Source organism: Micromonospora sp. NPDC047707 (assembly GCF_040704235.1).
In the GTDB taxonomy this organism is placed as follows: Bacteria; Actinomycetota; Actinomycetes; order Mycobacteriales; family Micromonosporaceae; genus Micromonospora.
In genome coordinates this window covers 85979-110435 of the sequence record NZ_JBEYSU010000019.1, presented here as the reverse complement: position 1 = coordinate 110435, position 24457 = coordinate 85979, and the positions used below count along the sequence as shown (strand labels likewise).

Here is a 24457-nt window from a genome sequence, read left to right as displayed (position 1 = left end):
GACGTCGTCGACGTCGCCGCCTGCCAGGCCATCTGGGACGAGGCGTTGACGTCGGCCTGGCCGTCCGCGCCGGTGTGGTTCCACGGCGACGTGGCCGTCGGCAACCTGCTCGCCGCCGACGGGAGATTGTCTGCGGTCATCGATTTCGGTACGTGCGGCGTCGGCGATCCCGCCGGCGACCTCGTGATGGCCTGGACCTACTTCCTCGGTGATGAGCGCAAGGTCTTCGCGGACGCCGTCGGCCTGTCCGAGGACACGTGGCGACGAGCACGCGGGTGGGCGTTGTGGAAGGCGCTCGTGACGATCGCCGGCCAGTCCAGCCCTGATCCCGAGGGCTTCCAAGAGCGTGCCCTGGTCCAAGTCCTTCAGGATCCAGTCATCAGTTGACCGGTGCCGTAGGCGTCACGCAGGTCCTGATACCGATCTGTCACGCAGGTCCCGAGCCCGGACACCGGCTGCCGGCCGGCTGCCGGCGAAGTTGGTTCAAAGTTTCTGTACGTCTTCAAGGCGGCCCTTGACGGGCCGCACGCGCCGCCGCCTGGGCGCGCGCCGGCCGCTGCCGCTGTCGCTCTGCGGCCGTCACGCCGGATGCCCGGCGGCTGGCGCGGACAGCGGGGAGCCCGGTGGGCCGCCGCAGAACGACAGGCCGTTGACGTGTGGGGTGGTGGGCCGGCAGCCAGCCGGGCCGCGCGGCCACGTGCCCGCGCGGCGTAGGGGAGCGGACGCCGGCCGCGTCGGCGGGCTGGCGGCGGTCGCGGGGTTGCGGCTAGTGCGCCTCCGGCCGGGGCGCTCCGGCTCCAGGATAGCCGGGGCTCCGCGGGCGGGTCGCCGTCCGTGGGTGGTTGCGGTAGGCCATCCCGCCTGCCATCGACCGGGCAAGCCGAGCAGACCACCGCCCGACCCGCCAGCGTCCGTACGAGGCGTCAAGGTCCGCTTGACATGGCGGGCCGGGCGACGGCCCGCTCCCCAAGCGGGCGGGTCGATGGCATACGGGATGGCAGGGGGTGGCGGCAGGTCAAGTCATGGCCTGGAGGAATCAGAAGAAGTGGTCGATTCCGAGGAAGAATCAGACTTGGCGCTGGCATGCATTGGAATGGCGTCAATGCTTCTGGTGAGGTCGGAAAGCTCCTTAGACTTTTCTCCGCTCAGACTCATGCGCTCCAATTGTGCTTCCAGCTTGTTGAAAGCAGTTACACCGCGCTTCCTTACCCGGTCATACTCGCTTGCAATATTCTCTAGCTCCTCAAGGTTCTCATTCAACTCAACACGCCGCTTACCAATCTTTTCGCGGATTGTATCGATCCTCCGGAGGCTGGCCACGCACTCGGCGCAGGTGGGATGGTCCGAGTTATAGACCGTCGCTTCGAGTGAATCGAGCTCCCTTTCGAGCCCCGACAGCTCATCGAGTCCCGCGACAATGCGATGTCGAGTTGCCCCGATTCTTCGAGGCATCCGCCGGAACCGTAATAGGCTGAATCGCAGGGCGAATAGCCAGGTCAAGCCCGCGACGATTCTCGCGTTCGAGCGAACAATTAATTCGAGGGCTGGACTAATCACCAGGGTTGAGATCCCCATTGTTATGCCGAAATTGATGATGTCTGGCCATCCCGTCCACACCCTCTCTCCGGCGAGGGAGCGGAAGCAGGCCGGGGTGGCGATGGCGTAGACAATGAGCGGGGTTGCCCAGGCTAGGCCCTGCATGCTCTTAACTGTGCGCATTTCTCCAGGAGTCCAGCCCGCCATTATCGCACGAGCCTCAACAACGATTGCCAGTGCAAGCACGGGCATTGTTTGAGCGCTAGTCGTCCAAAAATCTGGACTCACCACGATTCCACCGCCAAATGCTCAACGTTAATGCTCAGGTGCTTGGGTGGATCATGGCTCCTGTTTGGGCCTGCGAAGAAAAGCCGCAACGATCAAGACAAGCCCGCCGCCGCCCAGAATGGTTCCAGCAATTGGCTGTCCCTTGTAGCCGAGGAACACGCCGGCACCGATAGCCGTCGAGGCAAGCATGAATGCGAAACCCATCCCGGCCCACGCAAGAACATATTCGCGCCTATCAGCACGCTCCAGACGCTGCGCCTGGCGCTCGTCCATGCCGAGCCGGTGCTCTTGCTCCCTCTCCGCGTACCTGAACGCGCGCTCGGCTCCATTCTCAACAACTGCATCGAGCCGCTGTAGTTCGTGGGACGGAACGAACGGAGAAGACCACTGCTCAAGCTGCTCCCGGCTCACTCGCAGGTCTACGAGCTCGACCTCACGGGAAGGATCGGGTTCGCTGCGAGGTGCGGGAATGACGCGCTCAACCTCGCCGACCCCGGAGCCGGCGGCGTCCTCCGTCATCAGTGATCTCCGTCTGAAGTAGCTCGAGGTTCGGTCTGGGTATCATCAGCAGGAACCGATCTCATCCCGCTGATCCGTCCGTCAACTGATTCGCGGACGCTGAAGGAGCGATACGCGTCTTGGATCCTCGTGTAGGTTGACTCCATCTCGTCGAAGGTTGGAGTCGTGGCCTCTGCCGTCGGCGGATCAATCCCGCTGTACCAAACCCTGCCTTCACGGTCTGTCCAGCGCATTGCTAGCTCGTAATTGCCGCCCTTGTCGAGGAATTCGCGTAGGTACGAGCCGGAGGTTTCGCGGGCTGTCGTCTTCAACCACCGCTCGCCGATGACGAGGCGAATGCCTTCGAGGATGTCGCGTCGGAGAGCACGGAAATCGCCGCGGATCGAGGCGCGGTCTTGACTCGCGGGGGTCGCGCGGATCGTGCCACGCGGACGACGGGCACGGTAAAGAGATCCCGAGAAATCGCCCAGTCGTTGAACACCCTCGAAGACTGACCGTGCGGACCCACGGTGTTTCGCCACGACTGCCCTCCCCTCGCCCCGCGATCGTACCCGCGCAGGACAACACAGACGAGCATCACTAGGCGAGGCACCGAGGCTTGGTCACCCATGCCCGGTCATTCGGGCCGCCTCTGGGCCGTCTGGGCCGTAGCCGGGCCGTCGAAGGCCGACCAACGGTGACCAGCGACGACCAGCAGCGCCCGACGAACCAGCAGGTCAGCCGCGATGTGACAGCGGCTGACCTGGTGGGCGACGGACGAGTCGACCTGTACGCCGGATTCTGGTCTGGACGCGCTGCTGGCTACCGTCTGGGCATGCCCGAGGACCATTTTGCGATCAAGCTAAGCCACGACCAGGCGCTGGTGCTGTCAGACTGGCTCGACCGCGTCATCGGGACGGAAGCGTTCGATCGCCTGGTCGACGACCCTGCGATCTGGGCTGCGTTGTACAGCATTAGCGGTCCCTTGGAGACCTCGCTGCCTGAGCTGTTCATGCAGGACTACAAGGCGCGGTTGGAAGCCGCTCGGGAACGCCTCCGGGGGAGAGAGCGGCCCATGACGGGTGAGTGACAACCTGGGTGACGACGGGAGCGGACGCGGCTGGACGAGCCAGGACGACTAGGAAGTTCGGTTGCGGCTTGGCCCGGGTGCGTTGGCCAGGGCTTAGGCAGAGAACAGGGTCGGATCACCAATCTCGTACGGCTCCTCGATCCAGACGCCGTCAACGTACCTCGCCCGTAGCAGCTCTTTGTCCCAGGTCATCATCACGTTGACGCCAGCCTCCACGGCCGATGCAAGGTGGATCGCGTCGTAGTTGCCCAGCCGGTGCCTGTAGGCGTATTCCCTTGCCCGTAGGGCGATCCGCCGCGAGAATTCCACCCGCACCAGATTGGTGCTGTCTAGTGCGTTTCGGCATTTCTGGTCGAGTTCGGCTGGATAGGGATCGCCCTTGCCCCAACCTCGCGCCTCGACGTACGACAAATCGGAGATGACGACCTCCAGCTTCCTGGCTTCCGCCAAGCGCAGTATCGCAAGGACGGGCTCGCAGCCGTCCTTCTCCGTTATGGCGTAGATGAGCGTGTCCGAGTCGAGGTAGACCGAGGAGGGGTTATCAGGACGCGCCACGGATCTCCCTCAGGTAGTCCACCGGGTCCCTGCCGCCCGTGAGATTGGGGTCGAGGCCAATCAGGTCGGTGACCGGTGCATCCTGTAGCACCTCAAGCGACCGCATCTTGACGCTCAGGGGGCGGTCCTCGGCGTCGCGGGTGAGCCGGCCGGCGATCTCGACGCGCTTGCCCAGTGCTGCCCGGATCTCGTCCATCTGGCTCGGGTCGAACGTGACCGCAATCCTCTCCCCGGTGCGCTCGTGCCACAGCCCGGCTTCGCGGCGGTCGTGTAGCGAGATCGCGTCGAGGCGGCCAATCACTGACCCTATGGAATGCCGCCGAGTCTTCACAGCCGCGGCGAGGTTCTCGGCGGCTTGTCGCGTCACCATGACCCGCGGGCCCTGGGGTTTGCCGTTCTCAAGTAGTTCCAGGATCATGCCGTCGGATACGAGAAGGCCGAGCAGTTGCGCCAGCTCTGCCCCGGCCCGTGCGGCTTGCAGGGTCCACCCGGGGGGCAGCCCTTCCTGATGCTGCGCGGTGGCGAGGCCCATGACGGTCGTGCCGGCAATCTCCTTGATCGTCACGGAGGTGGCGCCGCTGGCGAGGCGGTTCGGGGCAAGCGTGGTGACGAGGCTGCCGAGGCGCACGTCCGTGAAGCTCCACGTGGTGTGGTCGCGGGAGACTGGTCGTTTGAGGGTGGCGTCTTCGAGGCGTCCGAGCAGGGTGAGGAATCGGTCAAGCACCGCAAGTGCACGCCGCGCGTCCGCTGATCCCTCCGGGCCCGGCAGCGTGACCCGCAGTTCCGTGCTCATACCGCTCACCATGTCATAGTCTTTCCACCCGTGGTACCGGCATAACGGGCTAGCGTTACCTGGCGTGGCGTTTCCGCTTCAGTTGCCGTTCGGCCGTCGGCCAGCCGGCAGGCCGGCGGGGGAGCCCTCTTTCGCGGTCCTGCTGGTCACCGCCTGCTGCGGTCCGGGGTCTCCCTTGCGCTCTACCTCAGCTCCTACTTCGTCCAGGCTCCCGAGGATCTCCACATGATCCCTGCCGGCGCGCTGCACGGCAGGTTCCTCGGCTGGATCCGAGAAGGCCGAGGCAGCAAGGAGGCAGCGTAAGCCTCGATATGGCTGGGTCGGGAACGTCAACGGACGAGGCCAGACACCTGCTCGTCGGCACGGGTCGCCACCAGCTGGCAGCAGTCGACCGCTTGGGACCGCATCCCCCCGACGGGGGTCGTCCCTTTCCCGGTCAAATACTCCGCCGCAGGTGGCGCCCTTCCTCACCCTCGCCGAACCCCGGCGTCCAACGGCCTCCCTGCGTCGGACGAATGCGGCCAGAATGCGGGCGCCGGCGTAGCCGTCTGGCGTGTGCGTATAACGATTCAGCGTCGCCCACGCCTGTTCGCGGCCCATGCCCTGCAGGGCGCGCCGTCCTCCCGCTCCGTGGTGACTCCGCCGACCACTCGCCGCCCCGCTATCGGACCAATGGCTTCACGCCTAAGGTTGGCTTCACCCGAGGAAGTTCCGCTGGTAGGGCCTCATGTCCACATCGAACGCGAGGGACTCGAAGTCTTCGGCGGACGCTCTGACCTCGAATTCCTCCCAACGTCCTCTTATCGCGGCGTTGAAGGACAACGAGTTGACAGCCGTCAATCAGACGTGGTCTGGCTGAAATCCCCCAACGAGCGGTCATCCGTACGGCTACTGGTTCCGGCCGTGACTGTCCTGGGTTTCTTCCCGGCTGCCCGATTCCTCGGCCTTCCGGATCGCGGCCGCCGACGCCTGCCGGGACAGCCGGCGGTATTCGGCCGTCACCACCGCAAGCAGGAAAAGGTCCACGCCGAGCGCGGCGAGCGCCCCGAACTGATTGACGGTGAAGCTGAAGATCTGCCCGAACAGCAGGTCGACCAGGAGCGCGAGCTTGAACAGCCGGAAGGCCCGCACCTGGTCGGTCGGGAGCAGCAAAGCCCCACGGATCCCGAGCACCGCCGTGATCAGCGCGGAGAGCGCGACCCCGAGCACGGCGCCCCATTCCCGCTGGTCGGGCAACTGGCCGGTGACCGCGTCCTCGAGGACTCTGAGCACCACGACGAAGGGCTCGCCGACGAGATACAGGACCACCAGCGACACCACCCACCGGTGGGTGGTCACCCAGGTCAGTGCCCGGCGGCCCCGGTCGAGCCAGGGCTGCCAGAACCGGGTGCCGGGTGGCTCCCGTCGGGGCACCGCGTCGAGCAGTCGGGCCACCGCCTCCTCCACCTCCGGGCCGCACCCGCGGACCAGCCGCGTCACCGCCGCACGGCGCCGAGGGGTGAGGCCGGTGCCGAGCCCGCCGACCACCGTGTACAGGGCGTTCGCCGTCCGCTCCTGGTCGGTGAGCCGGGTCCGGTCACGGATCGCCTGGGTGATCACCACTAGCACCGCGAACGAACCGTAGATGATGCCGGCGGCGGGGGCATAGAAGTAGTCGGTGCCGGCGGTGACGAACTTGCCGACCTCGTCGACGAAGAGGCCGAAGCCCGTCCCGCCCAGGATCGCGCCGAGGATGCGCGCCGCACTGCCCAGGAAGACCAGGGCAACGCCCAGACCCGCGGTCATCAGCAGGCCACCCCAGAGCACGTGCGCGATGTGGAGCCCGCCGCCGCCCAGCCTCGGGTAGCCGGCCGCCTGGAGGAAGGCCCGCGTGACCAGCACCGTCACCACCCCGGAGAGGACGAACGCCTGCAGGTACGACGGTGCCTCGAGGACCCGGGGCGGCATCGACCAGCGGGACGAACGAGCCGGCATGGTCCCGACGCTAGTAGGGGCGTCCCGTGCCCTGGGCCGGTTCGCCGGAAAGGTCGCGCCGTCGATCGCTCCGCCGGGGCGACCGGTCCCGGTGAATCGTCCGCTCCCCCAGTCGACTCCGCGGCCGCTTTTCCGCGGCCGGGTGCCACCACCGGTCTCCGCCCTGTGCGATCAGGCGGCGTCAGCAGGCACGGCCACCTCGACGGACGCGCTCCTACCGGACGGCGGGCATAGCAGATCAACTGCCGTTTCGGGCGTTGTCCACAGGTGGCTCCGTCGTCCACAGGCGCCGTCCGAGGGGCGGCGTGGCGGGGGTCGGAGCGAGCAGGGTTCCGAACCAGCGAATCCGAGCCGACCGCTGGAGGCCGTGATGCCACCCCGCACCTCCGTACCACCCCCTCGGCGCCTGCCCCTGCTCGTCACGTCCGACAGCGACCTGCTCGACGACCTGCTGCGGCTCGCCGCGGCCGGCGGCGTCGAGGTGGACCTCGCGCCGGATCCGGTGGCCGCCCGGTCCCGCTGGGCGCCCGCCCCGCTGGTGCTCGTCGGCACCGACCAGGCCCAGCAGTGCCTGCGGGCGCGCCTGCCGTACCGGCGTCGCCTGGTTCTGGTCGGTCGCTCCGGCGACCTTGAGCCCGGCTGGGAGGTCGCCGATCTGATGGGAGCCGAGCACGTCGCCACCCTGCCCGCCGCCGAGCCCTGGCTGGTGGACCGGTTCGCCGAGTGCGGCCCGGACCAGCCGGTCCCCGGCGGGGCCCGGGCCGTGGCCGTCCTGGGCGGTCGTGGTGGGGCCGGCGCGAGCATCCTCGCCGGCGGTCTCGCCGTCACGGCCGCCCGGTCCCGACTCCGCACGCTCCTCGTCGACGCCGATCCCCTCGGCGGCGGACTGGATCTCGTGCTGGGCTGGGAACAGCTGGACGGGCTGCGCTGGCCGGCGCTGACCGACGCCGAGGGACGGGTCGACGCGCCGGCTCTGGTGCGTGCCCTGCCGAGCCGGGGCGACCTGGTGGTGCTCTCGTGGGACCGGGGCGATCTCCTGCCGCTGCCCGCCCCGGCGATGGCGGCGACCCTCGACGCCGCCCGGCGTGGTCGGGACGTCGTCGTGGTCGACCTGCCGCGGCATCTCGACGACGCGGCGGTGACCGCCCTCCAGACCGTCGACCGGGCGTTCCTCGTCGTCCCCGCCGAGCTGCGGGCCACGGCCGCGGCCGCCCGGGTGGTCGCCGCCGCCGCGCCGCACTGCGCCGACCTGTCGCTGATCGTCCGGGGGCCGGCGCCGGGCCGGCTCAAGGCCGCCGAGGTCGCGCGCGCACTCGGGCTCCCGCTCGCCGGGACGTTGCGCCCCGAGCCCGGGCTCTGCCGGGGCCTGGAACGCGGCGAAGCCCCAGCCGCCGACGGTCGGGGTTCGCTGGCGGCCCTGTGCCAACGGATCGTCGGCGAGCTGACCGGAGCGCCCGCGGCGGGTGCGGCGTGACCGGGCCCACCGACGGGGACGCGCTCGCCGCCCGCGTCCGGCAGCGGATCGCATCCTCGTCCGCGCCGGTCACCCCGGCCGCGATCGTCTCCGCCGTACGCGCCGAACCGACCGCCGCCGTGCTCGGCGACACCACGCTGCTCCGCCTGGCCGACCGGGTGCACGACGACCTGGTGGGCGCCGGCCCGCTCGCTCCGCTGCTGGCGGACCCCGAGGTGACCGACGTGCTCGTCAACGGCGTCCGGGTGTGGATCGACCGGGGGCAGGGCCTCCAACAGGTCCCGGTGCCGGTGGGCTCGGTGGACGACGTCCGCCGGCTGGCGCAGCGGCTCGCGGCGGGCGCCGGGCGCCGGCTGGACGACGGCTCCCCGTACGTGGACGCGCGGCTCGCGGACGGCACCCGCCTGCACGCGGTGCTGCCCCCGGTGGCGACGGACGGGCCGTACCTGTCCCTGCGGACCTTCCGGCAGCGGCCGTTCACCCTCGACGAGCTGATCCGCCAGGGCACCGTGCCGCGTCCGGTGGCCCCGGTGCTGTCCGCGGTGGTGGCGGCCCGGCTCGCGTACCTGGTCGTGGGAGGCACGGGCTCCGGAAAGACGACACTGCTCAACACGATGCTCGGTCTCGTCCCGGCCACGGAACGGATCGTGCTCGTCGAGGACGCCGCCGAGCTGCACCCGAACCACCCGCACGTGGTGGGCCTGCAGGCCCGGACCGCCAACGTGGAGGGCTCGGGCGCCATCGGCCTGACCGACCTGGTACGCCAGGCGTTGCGGATGCGACCGGACCGGCTGGTGGTGGGTGAGTGCCGCGGGCCGGAGGTCGTCGACCTGCTGGCCGCACTCAACACGGGCCACGAGGGCGGCGCCGGGACGCTGCACGCCAACACCCCGTCGGACGTGCCCGCCCGGCTGGAGGCGCTCGGTCTGCTGGGCGGCCTGCCCCGGCCCGCGCTGCACGCGCAGGTGGCGGCGGCGCTCCAGGTGGTGCTGCACGTCCGGCGGCTGACGCGCGGACGGGTGCTGGAGTCCGTCTGCCTGCTCCTGCCGGAGGGGCCCGACCGGCTGGTCAGCGCCGTGCCGGCGTGGGTCCGCGGTGGCGGCCCGGCGTCCGCCGCCCGACGGCTGGCGGAGTTGCTGAAGGGGCGGAACGTCGCGGTCCCCCCGATCCTGCACGGGCCCTGGCCCGGATCGGCGGGGCCGGCATGATCCCGCCGTACCTGCTGCTGACGCTGGTCCTGGTGACCCTGACGGCCGTCGCGTGCCGGCCGCTGCTGGTCATCCGTCGACGCGCGTCCGGTGTCGACACTGCGCCGGTCGTCGAGGATCCCCTGGTCGCGTGGGTGACCAGCCTGCGGCGCGACCCTCCCGCGCCGGTCGGTGGCGCCCGACCGGACCGGGACGAGACCTCGACGTCGACTCCCGGCGACCTGCCCGCGGCCGGGCCGGCGACGAAGGTGGCGCGGATCCCGATCTCCCGGTCGAGGGTGGACACGCCGCAGGGCGAGCCGTCGCCGGCCGATCAGGGCCGGGCGTCGGTGGCGGGCCCGACCGGAGTGGGTGAGTGGTCGCCGGTTCCGGTCGGCCGGCCGGCCCGCTTGTCACGTGCGCCAGCGGCGGCCGACCTGCTCACGTCGCCTGGTACGCCGGGCACGCGTGGCCCGGGCCGCACCGGACCGCCGCCTCGGCGGGATTCCCGACGGCCGGGCGGGTCACCTCCGCCTGCCGGCGACGGCCGTCGGGCATCAACCTTCCGCACGGCGGTCGCCGGCTCGGGCCGGCCCGGAGCGACGGGCATGGCGGGTCGGCGTTGGTGGCTGGCCCCGCCGGCGTCGCCGAGGCGCGCCCTGCTGGTGGTCGGTGTGGTGACGGCAGCCCTGGGTGCCCTGGTGGGCGGTCCGGTGGCGGCGGTCGCCGCCGGGGCGTACGGCACGGTGGGAGTCCGCGCACTGCTGCGACGGGAGGCGTCGCGCAACGCCCGACGAGCCCGGAAGCAGCGGCTGGACCAGCTCTGTGACCTCGCCGCCGACCTGCGGGCCGGCCTGCCGGTGGCCCAGGCGGTCGCACTGTCGGCAGCCGTGACCGACGGGTCGGGAGGTTCGCTGGCCCGGACCGCCGTGCACCTCGCCGACCGGACCGGCGCGCCGCTGGCGGAGCTGCTGGAGCGGATCGACGTGGACGCCCGCTCGGCCGACCGGGGCGTCGCCGCCGCGGCAGCCCAGGCGGCCGGCGCGCGGGCGACCGCCTGGCTCCTCGCGGCACTGCCGCTCGGGGGAATGGGCCTCGGGTACGGCATCGGCGTCGACCCGGTCGCCGTGCTCCTGCACACCCCCGTCGGCGGGGGTTGTGCCGTCCTGGCCGTCGCCCTACAGGTCGCCGGGCTGCTCTGGGCCGACCGGCTCACGTCGATCCCCGTGCGAGACGCGTGATGGTCCGGACGGTCCTGACCGTGGGCTGCCTGTCCGCGGGTGTGCTGCTGGCGTCGGCCCTGTGGACGAGCCGTCGCCCGGTACGCCGCCTACGGGACCTGCGGCGCGCCCCGGCCGCCCCGCGACGGATCCGTTCAGCGACCCCGGCGGACGCGTCCAGCCGGCAGCGGCGCCGGCTCCGGCCGGACAGGATCCGGCTCGTCGCGGCGTTCGTCGGCGTGGCCATCGTCGTGGTGGTCGGCGGCTGGCCGGGGCTCCTCGGCGCGCCGGTCGCCACCGTGGTGCTGGACCGGGCGCTGCGGCGGGTCGAGTCGCCGGCCGTACGCGAGCGGCGCCGCCGGGAAGCGGAGGACCTCCCGCTCGCCGCGGATCTTCTGGCCTCGGCGATGCGCGCGGGCGCCCCGGTCGACCGTTCGGTGCTGGCCGTGGCGGAGGCGTTCGAGAGTCCGCTCGGGGAGCGTCTGGCCCGGGTCGGCCGGCTCCTTCGGCTCGGGGCCGATCCGGCGGAGGCGTGGGCGTCACTCGAACCGGTGCCCGGCGCCGAGCGGCTGATCGCGGCGGCGCTCCGCTCGGCGACCAGCGGTGCCGCCCTGGCCGGCGCGCTGACCCGCCTCGCCGACGACCTGCGGGCCGACCGGGCCACGGCGGCCGAGGCGGCTGCCCGTCGGGCCGGGGTGCTGATCGTGCTGCCGCTGGGGCTCTGCTTCCTGCCGGCCTTCATTCTCGCCGGTCTGGTGCCGGTGATCGTCGCCGTCCTCGGTGACGTGCTCTGACCGCCTTCGAGAAAGGACAACGCACATGCGCAGACTCATCGCCCGCCTTCGCGGGGACGCCGGGATGAACACCGCCGAGTACGCCGTCGGCACGCTCGCCGCGGTCGCCTTCGCCGGCATCCTGCTCAAGGTGCTGACCTCCGGCAACGTGCAGTCCGCGTTGACGGCCGTCATCGACCGGGCACTCAAGTGACGCGGCGCCGGTGGGCCGGCCGTGACCGCGGATCCTTCACCGCCGAACTGGCGGCCGGGCTTCCGGCGCTGCTGCTGTTCCTGTTCACGGGCCTGACCGCGGTCCACGCGGTGGGCACGAAGGGCGAATGCCTGCACGCGGCCCGGGAGGCGGCGATCGCCGCCTCCCGGGGCGACGACGGACGGGCCGCCGCTGACCGGGTCGCCCCGCCCGGGGCGGAGGTGTCCATCACCGTGGACGGGGACCGGGTACGCGCGACGGTCCGGGCCCCGGTCCGTGCTCTGGGTGCTCGGCTTCCCCGGCTCACGGTCGCCGCGACCGTTGTGGCCGCCGTCGAGCCCGGCGCCCACCTCCCGTGATCCGCAGATCGCCATCGGACACCTCCGCCCCAGACATGAGCGTAGATCTGCCGCGCTGGAATGACGTATCCGATCGGGGGGAACGACATGAGGGTCGACGTGGACGAAGACCGGGGTGGCGCGAGCGTGCTCCTGCTCGCCGTCGGGATCGCGTTCGTCCTGTTCGGTACGGCCGGCGCGGCGGTGGCGGCCACCCGGGTCGCGCGGCAGCACGCCGGTGTCGCGGCGGACCTCGGTGCCCTGGCCGGTGCCGGTGACGCCGTCCGGGGCGGTGCGGCGGCGTGCGCGTCGGCCGCCAGCGTCGTCTCGGACAACGGGGGACGGCTGGTCGACTGCCGGCTCGACGGGCTGGACGTCCTGATCACGGCGGAGGTGACGGTGACACCGATGCCGGGCCTGACCCGAGTGGCGACCGCCCGCGCCCGGGCCGGCCCGGTCCGAGCCGGGGCGGCGACGAACGGCGCGGGCGGCGGGGCGCGTCCGAGTTGACCCGGCGACGGCGCCCGCCCGAGCCGAAACCCGGGCCGGATTCCGGGCCGGAACCGGGGCCGAAACCCGAGCCGGATCCCGGGGCCGGAACCCGGGCCGGAACCGGGGCCGAAACCCGGGCCGGATCCCGGACCGAGACCGGGGCCGGTACCCGGCGACGGCGACGGCGACTTCGGCCCGGGCCGAAGGCTGACGTCAGCGGGCCTGGAGGGCGTCCAGGGCGATGGCCATCGCGATCACCAGCCGGCGGTCGATCTCCGGGTGCTGGATCTGGACGACGTACCGGTCGCGGAGACCCCACTGCTTGACGACGGAGAAGACCGGCTGGCCGTCCGCGACGAAGTCGAAGTGGTACGGCAGCCAGGACAGCGAGTCGACGAAGCGCCGGAGCAGGGCCACCGGCAGGGACCGTTCCTGCCCGGTCACCTGGGGCAGCCCGGCCTGCTCGACGTGCCAGGTCGAGCGGAGCAGGGACTGCGCGAAGTCCTTGCGGAACGCCCCGATCGGGTTGCCGGCGTGGTCGGTGACGTCGTACGTGGCACCGAGGTCGAGACGCTGCCGCGCCTTGAAGCCGAGCAGCGGCTGCTGCTTCGAGTCGTCGGTGTAGATCGTCACCTGCTCCTTGAAGGCGAGCCGCTTCTGCTGCGCGAAGGCCAACAGGCCGCCTTCGGAGCCGTCGGGGGCGACGGCGTGGACCTCGTACTGGTTGACCATCAACCGGATCCGCTGCCGGATGTGGAACTGCTGCTGAGCCTGCACATTGTCGGGTTGCATGAGATCTCCTTCAGAGGGTGGGGCGGAGTCTCGCACAGCCCGGGCCCCGCCGCCTGCCGCTTGAGCCCCGGACGGCCGCGTGTCAGCAGCGGCCGTCGGCCGTCGTGCGCAGGGCCCAGGTCTAAAGGATCTGGTGGATGGCGTGCAGCCGTTCGTTGATCTGGTCCAGCCGCTCGGCCTGGGCGAGCGTCGCGAGGGCGGTGCCGAGCGCGATCTGCTGGTCGGGAGTGAGGTTGTCCTGGTCGATCGTGTAGAGCAGGTCGACGGTCTCGGCGATGGTGTCGGCCATGATCCCTCCGTTGGCAGGGAGAAACAGATCCATGGAAGCGCTCCCAAGAATGCCCCGGCGCGCGACGTTCCATGCCCGGCGGGCACCTGGTGGGACGCCCTCACGCCGGAAGGTTGGCCAGCACCACGTCGAGGACCCGGACGGCGTCCGGCTTGGAGAGCGGGTTGTTGCCGTTGCCGCACTTCGGGGACTGGACGCACGACGGGCAGCCGGACTCGCAGGCGCACTCCGCGATCGCGTCCCGGGTCGCGCGCAGCCAGGCCGACGCCGTCCCGTACGCGCGCTCGGCGAAACCGGCCCCACCCGGGTGCCCGTCGTACACGAAGACCGTCGGCGCCTCGGTGTCCGGGTGCACCGCCGTGGAGAGTCCGCCGATGTCCCACCGGTCGCAGGTGGCCATCAGCGGCAGCAGCCCGATCGCGGCGTGCTCGGCGGCGTGCAGTGCGCCCGGCACGTCGGCCGGGTCGACCCCGGCCGCCGTGAGGGACTCCGGCGAGAGAGTGAACCAGACCGCCACGGTGCGCAGCTCACGGGCGGGAAGGTCCAGCGGGCGGGTGTCGATGACCTCGCCGGTGGCGATCCGCCGGCGCTGGTACGACACCACCTGGCTGGTCACGTCGACCTCGCCGAGGAAGAGCCCGACCGGCCCGGCGTCCACGTACGACCGCACCGACACCACCGACAGCGACGTGACGTCCCGGGCATGGGTGGACCAGTCCGGCTCCTCGGGGTGCACCAGCGCGCACCCGTCGGCGAGGTCGAGGGTGTCGACGACGTACGACACGCCCTGGTGCAGGTAGACCGCCCCGGTGTGGAGCAGGAAGTGCGACGACCCACCGTCGACCGTGCCGAGCAGGCGGCCGGTCGCGGCCTCCACCACGCAGACAGGCGCGCCGTCCTCGCCGCGCAGGTCGACCTCGGGGCGTTCCCGGTGCCGCCAGTACCAGCCGGTCGGCCGTTGCCGCAGCGCGCCGGCCTCCACCAGCGCGTCGACGGCCTCCTTCGCGCCGTCGCCGAACAGTTCCAGGTCGGCCGGGGTGAGCGGCGCCTCGGCCGCCGCGCACGCCAACTGCGGCCCGAGGACGTACGGGTTGGCCGGGTCGAGCACGGTCGCCTCGACGGGCGCCCCGAAGACCGCCTCCGGGTGGTGGACGAGATAGGTGTCGAGCGGGTCGTCCCGGGCCACCAGTACGGCCAGCGCCTCCTGGCCGGAGCGCCCGGCCCGGCCGGCCTGCTGCCAGAGCGACGCCCGCGTGCCCGGGTAACCGCAGATCAGCACCGCGTCCAGCCCGACCAGGTCGACACCCAGTTCCAGCGCGTTCGTCGAGGCCAGCCCGAGCAGGTCGCCGTGCAGCAGCGCCCGCTCCAGTTCACGCCGCTCCTCGCGCAGGTAGCCGGCCCGGTAGGCGGCCACCCGCTCACCGAGCCCGGGCACCGCGTCGTCCAGGGCGCGCCGGGCGTTCGCGGCCACCACCTCGGCGCCCCGCCGGGATCGGACGAAGGCCAACGTGCGGACCCCCGACGCGACCGTGTCGGCGAGCAGGTCCGCGGTCTCCCGCAGCGCGGACCGTCGGACCGGCGCGAGATCGACGTCGTCGGGGGAGGCGGTGGCCGCGGGCAGCAGCGGCGGTTCCCACATCGCGAAGGTCACCCCGCCGCGCGGCGACGTGTCCTCGGTGACGGCCGTCACCGGCAGGCCGGTGAGCCGCCCGGCCGCCGCGGCCGGGTCACCCGACGTGGCCGAGGCCAGCACGAAGACGGGGGTACGCCCGTAGCCCGCGCACTGCCGCCGCAACCGGCGCAGCACGTGGGCGACGTGCGAGCCGAACACCCCCCGGTAGGTGTGGCACTCGTCGACCACCACGTACGCGAGTCGACGCAGGAAGCCCGACCACTGCGCGTGCCCGGGCAGGATGCCGTGGTGGAGCATGTCGGGATTGGTCAACACGAACCGGGAGTGCCGCCGGATCCACTCCCGCTCGGCGCGCGGGGTGTCCCCGTCGTAGCAGGCGGGGCGTACCCCCTCCAACTCCAGGTCGGCGACGGCGCGCACCTGGTCGGCGGCGAGCGCCTTGGTCGGCGCGAGATAGAGCACGGTGGCCCGGGGGTCGGCGAGCAGGGTGGCCAGTGCGGGCAGCTGGTACGCCAGCGACTTGCCGGAGGCCGTGCCGGTGGCGACGACGACGTGCGTCCCGGCGTACGCGAGATCGGCCGCCTCGGCCTGGTGCCGCCACGGCGCGACCACGCCCCGGCGGGCGAACGCCGCTCGCAGCTCGGCCGGGGCCCAGTCGGGCCACGGCGCGGGCGTGCCGGGGCGGGCCGGCACCCGCTCCACGTGCGTGACCGGGTCGGCTTCGCCACGGGCGCGCAACCGGGCCAGCAGGTCGGCCGGCGCGGGGCCGGGGCCGGCGCTCGGCGTGGCGGCGACCGACGGCTTCAGGTCGTGGCGCGGCGTCAGACGCGCCGAGCTGAAGCTGTCGACAGTCACGTCCTGCACTCTCGCACGGGTGTTCGGAGATGAAAAGCAGGGGCCCGGGGTAAGAGGTGGGCCGCCGCCGGTGACCATCAGGGCATCCGGCGGTAGTGGTTGAATGCCCTGGAGAGTTTACGGCTCTTGCGAGGAGGAACCGATGGAGCTGTCACTGGCGACCCGCACCGTGGGCGAGCACACGGTGCTCGAGGTCGGCGGTGAGGTGGACGTCTACACCGCCCCCCGGCTGCGCGAACGGCTCCTCGAACTGATCGACGGCGGTGCCCGGCACGTCGTGGTCGACCTCGGCCGGGTGGACTTCCTCGACTCCACCGGGCTCGGCGTGCTGGTGGGCGCCCTCAAACGGCTGCGCACCGCGGGCGGCACGTTCGCCCTCGTGTGCGACAAGGAGCCACTGCTGAAGATCTTCCGGATCACCGCACTCGACCAGGTCTTCCCGCTCCACCCGACGGTCGACGCGGCGACCGGCGCGTGATGGCCACCGTCCGCCTCTCGTTCTCGCCGGCACCGGTGCACGTCCGCACCGCCCGACTGGTCGGGGTCGCGGTCGCCCGGCGGGCGGGCGTCCGGGAGGACCTGCTCGACGAGGTGCGGCTCGCGATCGGTGAGGCGTGCACCCGGGCGGTCGCCCTGCACCGGCAGTACGGCCTGCCCGACCCGGTGCTGGTGGAGATGTCCGACTCGGGGGCGTACGCCGTGCGGGTCGTCGACCGGGCGCCGATCGAGGCCGGGATCGGCCTGGCCGCGCTGCCGCCCGACGAGTTGGCCAAGGAGTCGCTCAGCGAGGACGCCCTGACCACCGGCGTCGGCTTCGCGCTGCTCGCCGGCTTCGTCGAGGACCTCCAGGTGCGTCCGGTGGACGAGGGAGTCGGCACCGAGGTGCGGATGGTGTGGCCGGTCGCCCGCTGACCTGATCTTTCTTGCCGCAGGCCGCGTCCCGATCAGGGGGCGCGGCCTGATCGTCATGGACGCCCTCCTATATCAGATTTCTCCTCATAACACAGCGACGAAGATCATCCGGACACGGTGGCCCCTCGGTGTGACCTCCGACACTGCGGAGGGCTACAGTACCCGGGTTGTCAGCAAGTGATCCATCCCGCACCCAGCGGGAACGGTGTTCATCGCTGGTCCGCTCGGGGTGGGTTGGCGCGTGCTTGCGACACCGCATCCAGGCGCCGGCCGGTGCGTCTCCACCGGTCGGGCGCGAGCGTTCGGTACAGGAGGACACAGATGTCCGACACCTTGGCCGCAGACAGCGGCGGGATCTCCCTCACCGGGGACAATGTCACGTACGTGGTTCTCGCCGCCGTGATCGCGGCCGTGGCGCTGGTCTTCGCCGCCACGTTGACGAGGACCGTGCTGGCGGCCGGCAGAGGCACCACCAACATGCAGGAGATCTCGGGGGCGGTGCAGGAGGGCGCCTCGGCGTACCTGCTCCGGCAGTTCCGCACCCTGGCGATCTTCGTGGTCGTCGCCGTGGTGCTGCTCTTCCTGCTGCCGGTGCACGACACCGACGGCAGCGAGACGGCGGTGAAGATCGGCCGATCGGCCTTCTTCGTCGTCGGCGCGCTGTTCAGCGCGTTCATCGGTGGCGCCGGAATGTGGCTGGCCACCCGGGCCAACCTGCGGGTCGCCGCAGCCGCCCGCGAGCGTGAGGGCGGCCGCGAGGCGGCCATGCGGATCGCGTTCCGCACCGGTGGCGTGGTCGGCTTCCTCACCGTCGGCCTCGGTCTCCTCGGCGCCGCGCTGGTCGTCCTGTTCTTCAAGGGTGACGCCCCGACCGTGCTGGAGGGCTTCGGCTTCGGCGCCGCGCTGCTCGCCATGTTCATGCGGGTCGGCGGCGGCATCTTCACCAAGGCCGCCGACGTCGGCGCCGACCTGGTCGGCAAGGTCGAGCAGGGTATCCCCGAGGACGACCCGCGAAACGCCGCCACCATCGCCGACAACGTGGGTGACAACGTCGGCGACTGCGCCGGCATGGCCGCCGACCTGTTCGAGTCGTACGCGGTCACCCTGGTCGCCGCGCTGATCCTCGGCCGCGCCGCCTTCGGCGAGCAGGGCCTGGTCTTCCCGCTGATCATCTCCACCATCGGTGTGCTCGTCGCGATCATCGGCGTCTTCATCACCCGGCTGCGCGCCTCGGACCGCTCCGGCCTGACCGCCATCAACCGGGCCTTCTACATCTCGGCGCTGCTCTCCGCGGTGCTGGTCGCCGCCGCCACCTGGGCGTACCTGCCGGCGACCTTCGCCGAGCTGGAGGGCGGCCTGACCGACGTCGACGAGAACCCGCGCGTGGTCGCCATCGGCGCGGTCGTCATCGGCATCGTGCTGGCGGCGGCGATCCAGGCGCTGACCGGCTACTTCACCGAGACGAACCGCCGCCCGGTGCAGGACATCGGCAAGAGCAGCCAGACCGGCCCGGCGACCGTCATCCTCGCCGGCATCAGCGTCGGCCTGGAGTCGGCGGTCTACTCGGCGCTGCTGATCGCCGCGGGCGTCTTCGGCGCGTTCCTGCTCGGCGGCAGCTCCATCACGCTGTCGCTGTTCGCCGTCGCGCTGGCCGGCACCGGCCTGCTCACCACGGTCGGCGTGATCGTCGCCATGGACACCTTCGGCCCGATCTCCGACAACGCGCAGGGCGTGGCGGAGATGTCCGGTGACATCGACGAGCACGGCGCCCGGACGCTGACCGAGCTGGACGCCGTCGGCAACACCACCAAGGCGATCACCAAGGGCATCGCGATCGCCACGGCGGTGCTCGCCGCCACCGCGCTGTTCGGTTCGTACACCGACACGCTGCGCACCGCGTACTCGGACGCGGGTGTCGCCGACGTCGGCGCCGAGATCCTCAACTCGCTGAACGTGGCGAACCCGCGCAACCTGGTCGGCCTCATCATCGGCGCGGCGGTGGTCTTCCTCTTCTCCGGGCTGGCCATCAACGCGGTGTCCCGCTCGGCGGGCGCCGTCGTGATGGAGGTCCGCCGGCAGTTCCGCGAGCTGCCCGGGATCATGGACCGCACGCAGCGCCCCGAGTACGGCAAGGTCGTCGACATCTGCACCCGGGACGCGCAGCGCGAGCTGATGACCCCCGGCCTGCTGGCGATCATGGCGCCGATCGCGGTCGGTTTCGGCCTCGGGCCGGGCGCCCTGGCGTCGTACCTGGCCGGCGCCATCGGTGCCGGCACGCTGATGGCGGTGTTCCTGGCCAACTCCGGTGGCGCCTGGGACAACAGCAAGAAGATGGTCGAGGACGGCGCGTACGGCGGCAAGGGCTCCGAGGCGCACGCCGCGACGGTCATCGGCGACACCGTCGGCGACCCGTTCAAGGACACCGCCGGTCCGGCAATCAACCCGCTGATCAAGGTGATGAACCTGGTCTCGCTGCTGATCGCCCCGGCCGTGGTGGCCTGGAGCGTGGGCGACGAACGCAACACCGGCCTGCGGATCACCATCGCGGTGGTGGCGACGCTGGTCGTCGTCGCGGCGGTCGTGTTCAGCAAGCGCAAGGGCGTGGCGATGGCGGACTCCGGCACCGGCACCGGCGCCGGCAACCCCGACCAGCGACCGGAGACGGTCAACGCCTGAACCCGACCCGGTCCCCGGCCGGCGTGGCCGGCCGGGGACCGGCGGGCCGACATCGACCGGGGACCGGCGGGCCGAGCGCAGGACCGGCGGGCCGACATCGACCGGGGACCGGCGGGCCGACATCGACCGGGGACCGGCGGGCCGACATCGACCGGGGACCGGCGGGCCGACATCGACCGGGGACCGGCGGGCCGAGCGCAGGACCGGCGGGTCGGGCCTGACCGGCCGGGGACCGCACACCGGCCAACCTGACCGGTGTGCGGCGGGACGCGACGCCGTACGCTGCAACGCATGCGTACGTGCCGGGCGGCAGCCGCCGGAAAGCTGACGGCGCTGCTGGCCACGGTCGTCCTGCTGGGCGCGGGCTGCGCCGGCGGGCCGAGCCCCCGGGCCTGGGCGGCGTCGGTCTGTTCGGCCCTGACACCCTGGCGCGCCGAGATCAGCAAGCTCACCAGCAGCACCGACCAGCAGATGACCGCCCAGACCACACCGGCGCAGGCCAAGGAGAACCTGGTGCGGCTCTTCGACGGCGCGGAGCAGGCCAGCGAGACCGCGCGGCGCAAGGTCGAGCAGGCCGGCATTCCGGACGCCGAGAAGGGGGCCGAGGTGTCGGAGGGCTTCCGGACGTCGCTGGCGCGGATGCGCGACGCGTACGGCAAGGCGCGCGACGTCATCGACGGCCTGAGCACCAGCCAACCCACCGTCTTCTACGACGGGGTGCGGGCCGCGGTGGAGACGCTGAACCGGGAGTACGACGCCAGCGCGCTGGACACCACCCGGCTCAACTCGGAGGAGTTGAAGCGCGCCTTCGCCGAGGTCCCCGAGTGTCGTTGAGCGGTGCCGCCGGATCGTCGGACGCGGAGTCGCTGCCGACGCTCTTCCCGGTGCCCGAGCCGGCCGTGCCGGCTCCCGCGCGACCCGCTCGCCGGCGGCGTCCCGCCCCGCCCGCCGATCCGCCGTCCGTCGGCGCGGCGGACCCGGGCGCCGGGGCGGATCCCGGCACCGCCGAGGCGGACGAGGGCCCGGGGCGGAGCGGCGGGTCCCGCCCCGCCGGCCATCCGCCGGACCCGGACGATCCCCGCCGGCAGTTGACCTTCTTCGGCGCCGAGGCCACCGACCCGTCCGTCGCCGACCTGGCCGGCCTGCTCGCCGGGCCCGCCGACGTGTCGGTCATGGGCGGCACCGCCCGGATGGCGGTGGTGGTCGACGCCGCGTGGCGGGTGCACGTGCTCGTCGCCGAACTGGCCGCCCGGGGCCTGCGGGCGAGCTGGGCGGAGACCGGGGACGGGCGGCACGCGGTGCGGACGTCGTACACCCGGCTCCTGAAGCCGCTCGCGGCGGCGTGGCTGGACGGCCCGGCGAAGCGCCCGCCGGACGGCTTCCACCTGAACGGCCGGCGACTGCGGCTGTGGCTCGCGGCCGCCGGGTCGGTGGAGCCGCCGGACGTCCTGCTGCGCCTCGGCGCCGCCGCCGACGCGCACCTGGCGGCGGTCGGCGCCGCCCTGGCCGCGGCCGGCCTGCCCAACGCCGTGCTCGACCCCGATGTCCCCGCCTACCGCGTCACCGGTCGCCGCGACCTGACCCGCCTGACCGAGCTGATCGGCGACCCCCCGCCGCGCACCCCACCGGGATCCTGGCCCATCCGCCCCTGAGGACGAGGGACGAGGGTGGGGGCGGCGAACGGGTGGGGACGGGTCGGCTGCAGGGCTGGTTCGTCACGGGAGACCACTCGGCGGGCCACGGGCGGTGTACGGTGGCGCCGTCCGGCCCCGCCGGCCGCGAGAGGGAGTGGTTTGTCGCCCGCGAAACCCGAATCGCGGGCGACGCGTTACGTTGGACATCCGGACCGCCGGGCCCGGCGGGGTCGAGTGCGGCCCGAACCGGGCGGCCGGGCGGTCACGAACAGGAGTGAGGTCGGGGAGAGACGTGCCGAGCAACGCTGGAACCACCCGTCTGGTCATCGTCGAGTCACCGGCGAAGGCCAAGACGATCTCGGGCTACCTCGGCCCGGGGTACGTCGTGGAGGCCAGCTTCGGGCACGTCCGCGACCTGCCGCGCAACGCCGCCGACGTGCCGGCGAAGTACAAGGGCGAGCCGTGGGCGCGGCTGGGCGTCGACGTCGACAACGGCTTCCACGCCCTCTACGTGGTCTCGCCGGACCGCAAGCAGCAGATCAGCAAGCTGACCAAGCTGGCCAAGGAGGTCGACGAGATCCTCCTGGCGACGGACGAGGACCGCGAGGGCGAGGCGATCGCCTGGCACCTGGTGGAGACGCTCAAGCCCAAGGTGCCGGTCAAGCGGATGGTCTTCCACGAGATCACCAAGCCGGCCATCCAGGCCGCGGTGGCCAACCCCCGGGAGATCGACCGGGACCTGGTCGACGCGCAGGAGGCCCGCCGCATCCTCGACCGCCTCTACGGCTACGAGGTCTCGCCGGTGCTGTGGAAGAAGGTCATGCCGAAGCTGTCGGCGGGCCGGGTGCAGTCGGTGGCGACCCGCATCGTCGTCGAGCGGGAGCGCCAGCGGATGGCGTTCCGCACCGCCGAGTACTGGGACATCCTCGCGACCCTCGCGGTCGCCCGGGCCGGCGAGGGGCCGCGCACCTTCAACGCCACGCTGATCGCGCTGAACGGCGACCGGATCGCCACCGGCAAGGACTTCGAGCCGACCACCGGCCGGGTGAAGGCCGGCGCGGGTGTCGTCCACCTGGACGAGGGCGGGGCGCGCGGGCTGGCGGCCCGGCTGGAGGGCCGGCCGTTCACGGTCACCCGGGTGGAGGAGAAGCCCTACCGCCGGCGGCCGTACGCGCCGTTCATCACGTCCACCCTCCAGCAGGAGGCGGCCCGCAAGCTGCGGTTCTCGTCGCAGCAGACGATGCGCACCGCGCAGCGGCTCTACGAGAACGGCTACATCACCTACATGCGTACCGACTCGGTGAACCTGTCGGAGACCGCCATCGCGGCGGCCCGCCGGCAGATCGTCGAGCTGTACGGCGAGCGCAGCGTGCCGCCGGAGCCGCGCCGCTACACCGGCAAGGTGAAGAACGCGCAGGAGGCGCACGAGGCGATCCGCCCGGCGGGCGACAACTTCCGCACCCCGGGTGAGGTGGCCAAGGAGCTGTCCGCCGAGGAGTTCAAGCTCTACGAGCTGATCTGGCGGCGCACGATCGCCTCGCAGATGACCGACGCGGTCGGCTCCAGCGTGTCGGTGCGCATCCGGGCGACCACGGCCAGCGGCGAGGAGGCCGACTTCGGCGCCACCGGCAAGACCATCACCGACCCGGGCTTCCTGCGCGCGTACGTCGAGTCCAGCGACGACGAGAACGCCGAGGCGGAGGACGCCGAGCGCCGCCTGCCCACGCTGGTGAAGGACCAGCCGCTCACCGCCGACGAGCTGGCCGCGCAGGGCCACCACACCCAGCCGCCGGCCCGCTACACCGAGGCGTCCCTGGTCAAGGCCCTGGAGGAACTGGGCATCGGCCGCCCGTCGACGTACGCGTCGATCATGCAGACCATCCAGGACCGGGGGTACGTCTTCAAGCGCGGGCAGGCGATGATCCCGTCGTTCCTGGCGTTCGCGGTGGTCGGGCTGATGGAGCGGCACTACCCGCGCCTGATCGACTACGACTTCACCGCCAGCATGGAGAACGAGCTGGACGAGATCGCCGGTGGCGACCACGCGGCGGTCGACTTCCTGACCGCGTTCTACTTCGGCAGCGCCAACGGCGCCGGCGACCAGGACATCGCCCGTTCCGGTGGCCTGAAGAAGCTGGTCACCGAGAACCTGAGCGACATCGACGCCCGCAGCGTCAACTCGATCCCGCTGTTCACCGACGACGAGGGGCGCGAGGTCGTGGTGCGGGTCGGCCGGTTCGGGCCGTACCTCCAGCGGGCTATTCCCGGCGAGGTGCCGCCGCCGAAGGCGGAGGGCGAGGAGGGCGGCGCCCCGGGCGACCGCGCGCCGATCCCGGAGGGGCTGGCACCGGACGAACTGACGCCGGAGAAGGTGCACGAGCTGTTCCTCGGCGGTGGGGGCGAGCGCAAGCTCGGCGACGACCCGGCCACCGGCGAGCCGATCCTGCTCAAGTCCGGCCGGTACGGCCCGTACGTGGCCAGCGGCGAACGCAAGTCGTCGCTGCTGCGTTCCCAGTCGCCGGACTCGCTGACCTTCGAGGAGGCGCTCAAGCTGCTCAGCCTGCCCCGGCTGGTCGGCGTCGACCCGGAGGGCAACGAGGTCTTCGCCAACAACGGCCGCTACGGGCCGTACGTCAAGCGGGGCGAGGAGTTCCGGTCGCTGGACTCCGAGGACAGGATGTTCACGGTCACCCTCGACGAGGCGCTGGCCCTGCTCGCCGCCCCGAAGACCCGCCAGCGCCGGGCGGCCGCGCCGCCGCTGCGGGAGATGGGCGTCGATCCGCTGACCGAGAAGCCGCTGGTCATCAAGGACGGGCGGTTCGGGCCGTACGTGACCGACGGGGAGACCAACGCGTCGCTGCGGCGCGGCCAGACGCCGGAGGCGCTGACCATGGAGGAGGCGTCGGAGATGCTCGCCGAGAAGCGGGCGAAGGGTCCGGCGCCCCGCAAGAAGGCGGCGAAGAAGGCCGCGCCGGCCAAGAAGACCGCGGCGAAGAAGACCGCCGCGGCCACCAAGGCGACGGCGGCGAAGAAGGCGACGACCGCGAAGGCCACCCCGGCCAAGAAGGTCGCCCCGAAGAAGGCCACGACGTCGACGGAGTGACGCCGTCTCGGGCCGCGCGGTGTCATGGCGGCCGCGACCCTGCTCGGCGCCCTTTGCTCTGCTTCAACGGACGCAACGCTTTCTGAGCGGAACCGGTGCGTGGAGTGAAGCAGAGCAAAGGGGCCGGACCG

At 72.0% G+C, this 24457-nt stretch carries 24 protein-coding genes; 15 read left to right on the top strand and 9 right to left on the bottom strand.

All coding sequences use genetic code 11. From position 1 onward, the window contains the following. Positions 1–387: phosphotransferase (locus AB0873_RS20795; protein WP_366601402.1), on the top strand; the 387-nt coding region annotated here is incomplete at its 5' end. A gap of 633 nt (positions 388–1020) precedes the next feature. On the opposite strand, the gene AB0873_RS20790 is transcribed toward AB0873_RS20795, so the two are convergent. The 3 genes from AB0873_RS20790 to AB0873_RS20780 form a co-directional block, all read right to left on the bottom strand. Beyond that, positions 1021–1782, bottom strand: coding sequence for a hypothetical protein (locus AB0873_RS20790; RefSeq protein WP_366601401.1), 762 nt, complete (start codon positions 1780–1782; stop codon positions 1021–1023). A gap of 93 nt (positions 1783–1875) precedes the next feature. Continuing rightward, positions 1876–2343 carry a DUF2335 domain-containing protein gene (locus AB0873_RS20785; protein WP_366601400.1) on the bottom strand — a complete coding sequence of 156 codons (468 nt, stop codon included), beginning with the start codon at positions 2341–2343 and terminating at the stop codon, positions 1876–1878. Beyond that, positions 2343–2864: a hypothetical protein gene (locus AB0873_RS20780; RefSeq protein WP_366601398.1), complete on the bottom strand. Its 522-nt coding sequence runs from the start codon at positions 2862–2864 to the stop codon at positions 2343–2345. The genes AB0873_RS20785 and AB0873_RS20780 overlap by 1 nt, the downstream gene beginning before the upstream one ends. A gap of 155 nt (positions 2865–3019) precedes the next feature. Between AB0873_RS20780 and AB0873_RS20775 the strand changes: the two genes are divergently transcribed. Next, positions 3020–3412: a hypothetical protein gene (locus tag AB0873_RS20775; RefSeq protein ID WP_366601396.1), complete on the top strand. Its 393-nt coding sequence runs from the start codon at positions 3020–3022 to the stop codon at positions 3410–3412. Positions 3413–3505: 93 nt separating this feature from the next. On the opposite strand, the gene AB0873_RS20770 is transcribed toward AB0873_RS20775, so the two are convergent. The 3 genes from AB0873_RS20770 to AB0873_RS20760 form a co-directional block, all read right to left on the bottom strand. Further along, a complete protein-coding gene (locus AB0873_RS20770; protein WP_366601394.1) occupies positions 3506–3967 on the bottom strand; it encodes a type II toxin-antitoxin system VapC family toxin in 462 nt (153 codons plus the stop codon). Continuing rightward, a complete protein-coding gene (locus AB0873_RS20765) occupies positions 3954–4760 on the bottom strand; it encodes a hypothetical protein (RefSeq protein WP_366601392.1) in 807 nt (268 codons plus the stop codon). The genes AB0873_RS20770 and AB0873_RS20765 overlap by 14 nt, the downstream gene beginning before the upstream one ends. Positions 4761–5648: 888 nt before the next feature. Continuing rightward, positions 5649–6707, bottom strand: a complete 1059-nt coding sequence (locus tag AB0873_RS20760; RefSeq protein WP_366601412.1) for a hypothetical protein — start codon at positions 6705–6707, stop codon at positions 5649–5651. Positions 6708–7104: 397 nt separating this feature from the next. On the opposite strand from AB0873_RS20760, the gene ssd reads away from it, so the two are divergent. From ssd to AB0873_RS20725, 7 genes are all read left to right on the top strand, one after another. Further along, on the top strand, positions 7105–8208 hold the full coding sequence (gene ssd / locus AB0873_RS20755; protein ID WP_366601391.1) for a septum site-determining protein Ssd: 1104 nt from the start codon (positions 7105–7107) through the stop codon (positions 8206–8208). Then, positions 8205–9416, top strand: a complete 1212-nt coding sequence (locus AB0873_RS20750; protein ID WP_366601390.1) for a TadA family conjugal transfer-associated ATPase — start codon at positions 8205–8207, stop codon at positions 9414–9416. Before ssd ends, AB0873_RS20750 begins: the two co-directional genes overlap by 4 nt. Then, a complete protein-coding gene (locus AB0873_RS20745; RefSeq protein WP_366601388.1) occupies positions 9413–10636 on the top strand; it encodes a hypothetical protein in 1224 nt (407 codons plus the stop codon). The genes AB0873_RS20750 and AB0873_RS20745 overlap by 4 nt, the downstream gene beginning before the upstream one ends. Next, positions 10636–11409 carry a type II secretion system F family protein gene (locus AB0873_RS20740; RefSeq protein ID WP_366601386.1) on the top strand — a complete coding sequence of 258 codons (774 nt, stop codon included), beginning with the start codon at positions 10636–10638 and terminating at the stop codon, positions 11407–11409. The genes AB0873_RS20745 and AB0873_RS20740 overlap by 1 nt, the downstream gene beginning before the upstream one ends. 25 nt (positions 11410–11434) lie before the next feature. Beyond that, a complete protein-coding gene (locus AB0873_RS20735) occupies positions 11435–11602 on the top strand; it encodes a DUF4244 domain-containing protein (protein WP_120727603.1) in 168 nt (55 codons plus the stop codon). Further along, entirely contained in the window at positions 11599–11961 is a 363-nt protein-coding gene (locus tag AB0873_RS20730; RefSeq protein WP_366601384.1) for a TadE family type IV pilus minor pilin, read from the top strand. The genes AB0873_RS20735 and AB0873_RS20730 overlap by 4 nt, the downstream gene beginning before the upstream one ends. Before the next feature lie 87 nt (positions 11962–12048). Next, complete coding sequence (locus AB0873_RS20725; RefSeq protein ID WP_366601382.1) at positions 12049–12450, top strand: Rv3654c family TadE-like protein; 402 nt, start codon at positions 12049–12051, stop codon at positions 12448–12450. Between the two features lie 195 nt (positions 12451–12645). On the opposite strand, the gene AB0873_RS20720 is transcribed toward AB0873_RS20725, so the two are convergent. The 3 genes from AB0873_RS20720 to AB0873_RS20710 all read right to left on the bottom strand — a co-directional run bounded on the left by AB0873_RS20720 (position 12646) and on the right by AB0873_RS20710 (position 16079). Continuing rightward, positions 12646–13224: a hypothetical protein gene (locus AB0873_RS20720; RefSeq protein WP_155329252.1), complete on the bottom strand. Its 579-nt coding sequence runs from the start codon at positions 13222–13224 to the stop codon at positions 12646–12648. Positions 13225–13345: 121 nt separating this feature from the next. Further along, positions 13346–13513, bottom strand: a complete 168-nt coding sequence (locus AB0873_RS20715) for a hypothetical protein (protein WP_366601380.1) — start codon at positions 13511–13513, stop codon at positions 13346–13348. Between the two features lie 100 nt (positions 13514–13613). After that, complete coding sequence (locus AB0873_RS20710; protein ID WP_366601378.1) at positions 13614–16079, bottom strand: DEAD/DEAH box helicase; 2466 nt, start codon at positions 16077–16079, stop codon at positions 13614–13616. 64 nt (positions 16080–16143) lie between these two features. On the opposite strand from AB0873_RS20710, the gene AB0873_RS20705 reads away from it, so the two are divergent. The 6 genes from AB0873_RS20705 (at position 16144) to topA (ending at position 24326) form a co-directional block, all read left to right on the top strand. Then, positions 16144–16479 (top strand): STAS domain-containing protein, encoded by a 336-nt coding sequence (locus AB0873_RS20705; RefSeq protein WP_155329250.1) that lies wholly within the window; start codon positions 16144–16146, stop codon positions 16477–16479. Further along, entirely contained in the window at positions 16479–16913 is a 435-nt protein-coding gene (locus AB0873_RS20700) for an ATP-binding protein (protein ID WP_155329249.1), read from the top strand. The genes AB0873_RS20705 and AB0873_RS20700 overlap by 1 nt, the downstream gene beginning before the upstream one ends. Before the next feature lie 321 nt (positions 16914–17234). Beyond that, the gene (locus AB0873_RS20695) at positions 17235–19589 is read left to right on the top strand and encodes a sodium-translocating pyrophosphatase (RefSeq protein WP_366601376.1); all 2355 of its coding nucleotides are present in this window, start codon (positions 17235–17237) and stop codon (positions 19587–19589) included. A 291-nt stretch (positions 19590–19880) separates the two neighbouring features. Then, positions 19881–20423, top strand: coding sequence for a hypothetical protein (locus tag AB0873_RS20690; protein ID WP_155329247.1), 543 nt, complete (start codon positions 19881–19883; stop codon positions 20421–20423). Further along, on the top strand, positions 20414–21241 hold the full coding sequence (locus AB0873_RS20685) for a hypothetical protein (RefSeq protein WP_366601375.1): 828 nt from the start codon (positions 20414–20416) through the stop codon (positions 21239–21241). Before AB0873_RS20690 ends, AB0873_RS20685 begins: the two co-directional genes overlap by 10 nt. A gap of 274 nt (positions 21242–21515) precedes the next feature. Then, a complete protein-coding gene (gene topA, locus AB0873_RS20680; RefSeq protein WP_366601373.1) occupies positions 21516–24326 on the top strand; it encodes a type I DNA topoisomerase in 2811 nt (936 codons plus the stop codon). Positions 24327–24457 lie beyond the last annotated feature (131 nt).

Excerpts from the sequence above, each read along its gene's own strand:
- AB0873_RS20715 (WP_366601380.1), bottom strand. The coding sequence starts at position 13,513 with ATGGCCGACACCATCGCCGAGACCGTCGACCTGCTCTACACGATCGAC.
- AB0873_RS20725 (WP_366601382.1), top strand. The coding sequence starts at position 12,049 with ATGAGGGTCGACGTGGACGAAGACCGGGGTGGCGCGAGCGTGCTCCTG.
- AB0873_RS20690 (WP_155329247.1), top strand. The coding sequence starts at position 19,881 with ATGCGTACGTGCCGGGCGGCAGCCGCCGGAAAGCTGACGGCGCTGCTG.
- AB0873_RS20710 (WP_366601378.1), bottom strand. The coding sequence starts at position 16,079 with ATGGTCACCGGCGGCGGCCCACCTCTTACCCCGGGCCCCTGCTTTTCA.
- AB0873_RS20745 (WP_366601388.1), top strand. The coding sequence starts at position 9,413 with ATGATCCCGCCGTACCTGCTGCTGACGCTGGTCCTGGTGACCCTGACG.
- AB0873_RS20720 (WP_155329252.1), bottom strand. The coding sequence starts at position 13,224 with ATGCAACCCGACAATGTGCAGGCTCAGCAGCAGTTCCACATCCGGCAG.
- AB0873_RS20700 (WP_155329249.1), top strand. The coding sequence starts at position 16,479 with ATGGCCACCGTCCGCCTCTCGTTCTCGCCGGCACCGGTGCACGTCCGC.
- AB0873_RS20735 (WP_120727603.1), top strand. The coding sequence starts at position 11,435 with ATGCGCAGACTCATCGCCCGCCTTCGCGGGGACGCCGGGATGAACACC.
- AB0873_RS20705 (WP_155329250.1), top strand. The coding sequence starts at position 16,144 with ATGGAGCTGTCACTGGCGACCCGCACCGTGGGCGAGCACACGGTGCTC.
- ssd (WP_366601391.1), top strand. The coding sequence starts at position 7,105 with ATGCCACCCCGCACCTCCGTACCACCCCCTCGGCGCCTGCCCCTGCTC.
- AB0873_RS20760 (WP_366601412.1), bottom strand. The coding sequence starts at position 6,707 with ATGCCGCCCCGGGTCCTCGAGGCACCGTCGTACCTGCAGGCGTTCGTC.
- AB0873_RS20765 (WP_366601392.1), bottom strand. The coding sequence starts at position 4,760 with ATGAGCACGGAACTGCGGGTCACGCTGCCGGGCCCGGAGGGATCAGCG.
- AB0873_RS20785 (WP_366601400.1), bottom strand. The coding sequence starts at position 2,343 with ATGACGGAGGACGCCGCCGGCTCCGGGGTCGGCGAGGTTGAGCGCGTC.
- AB0873_RS20740 (WP_366601386.1), top strand. The coding sequence starts at position 10,636 with ATGGTCCGGACGGTCCTGACCGTGGGCTGCCTGTCCGCGGGTGTGCTG.
- AB0873_RS20695 (WP_366601376.1), top strand. The coding sequence starts at position 17,235 with ATGTCCGACACCTTGGCCGCAGACAGCGGCGGGATCTCCCTCACCGGG.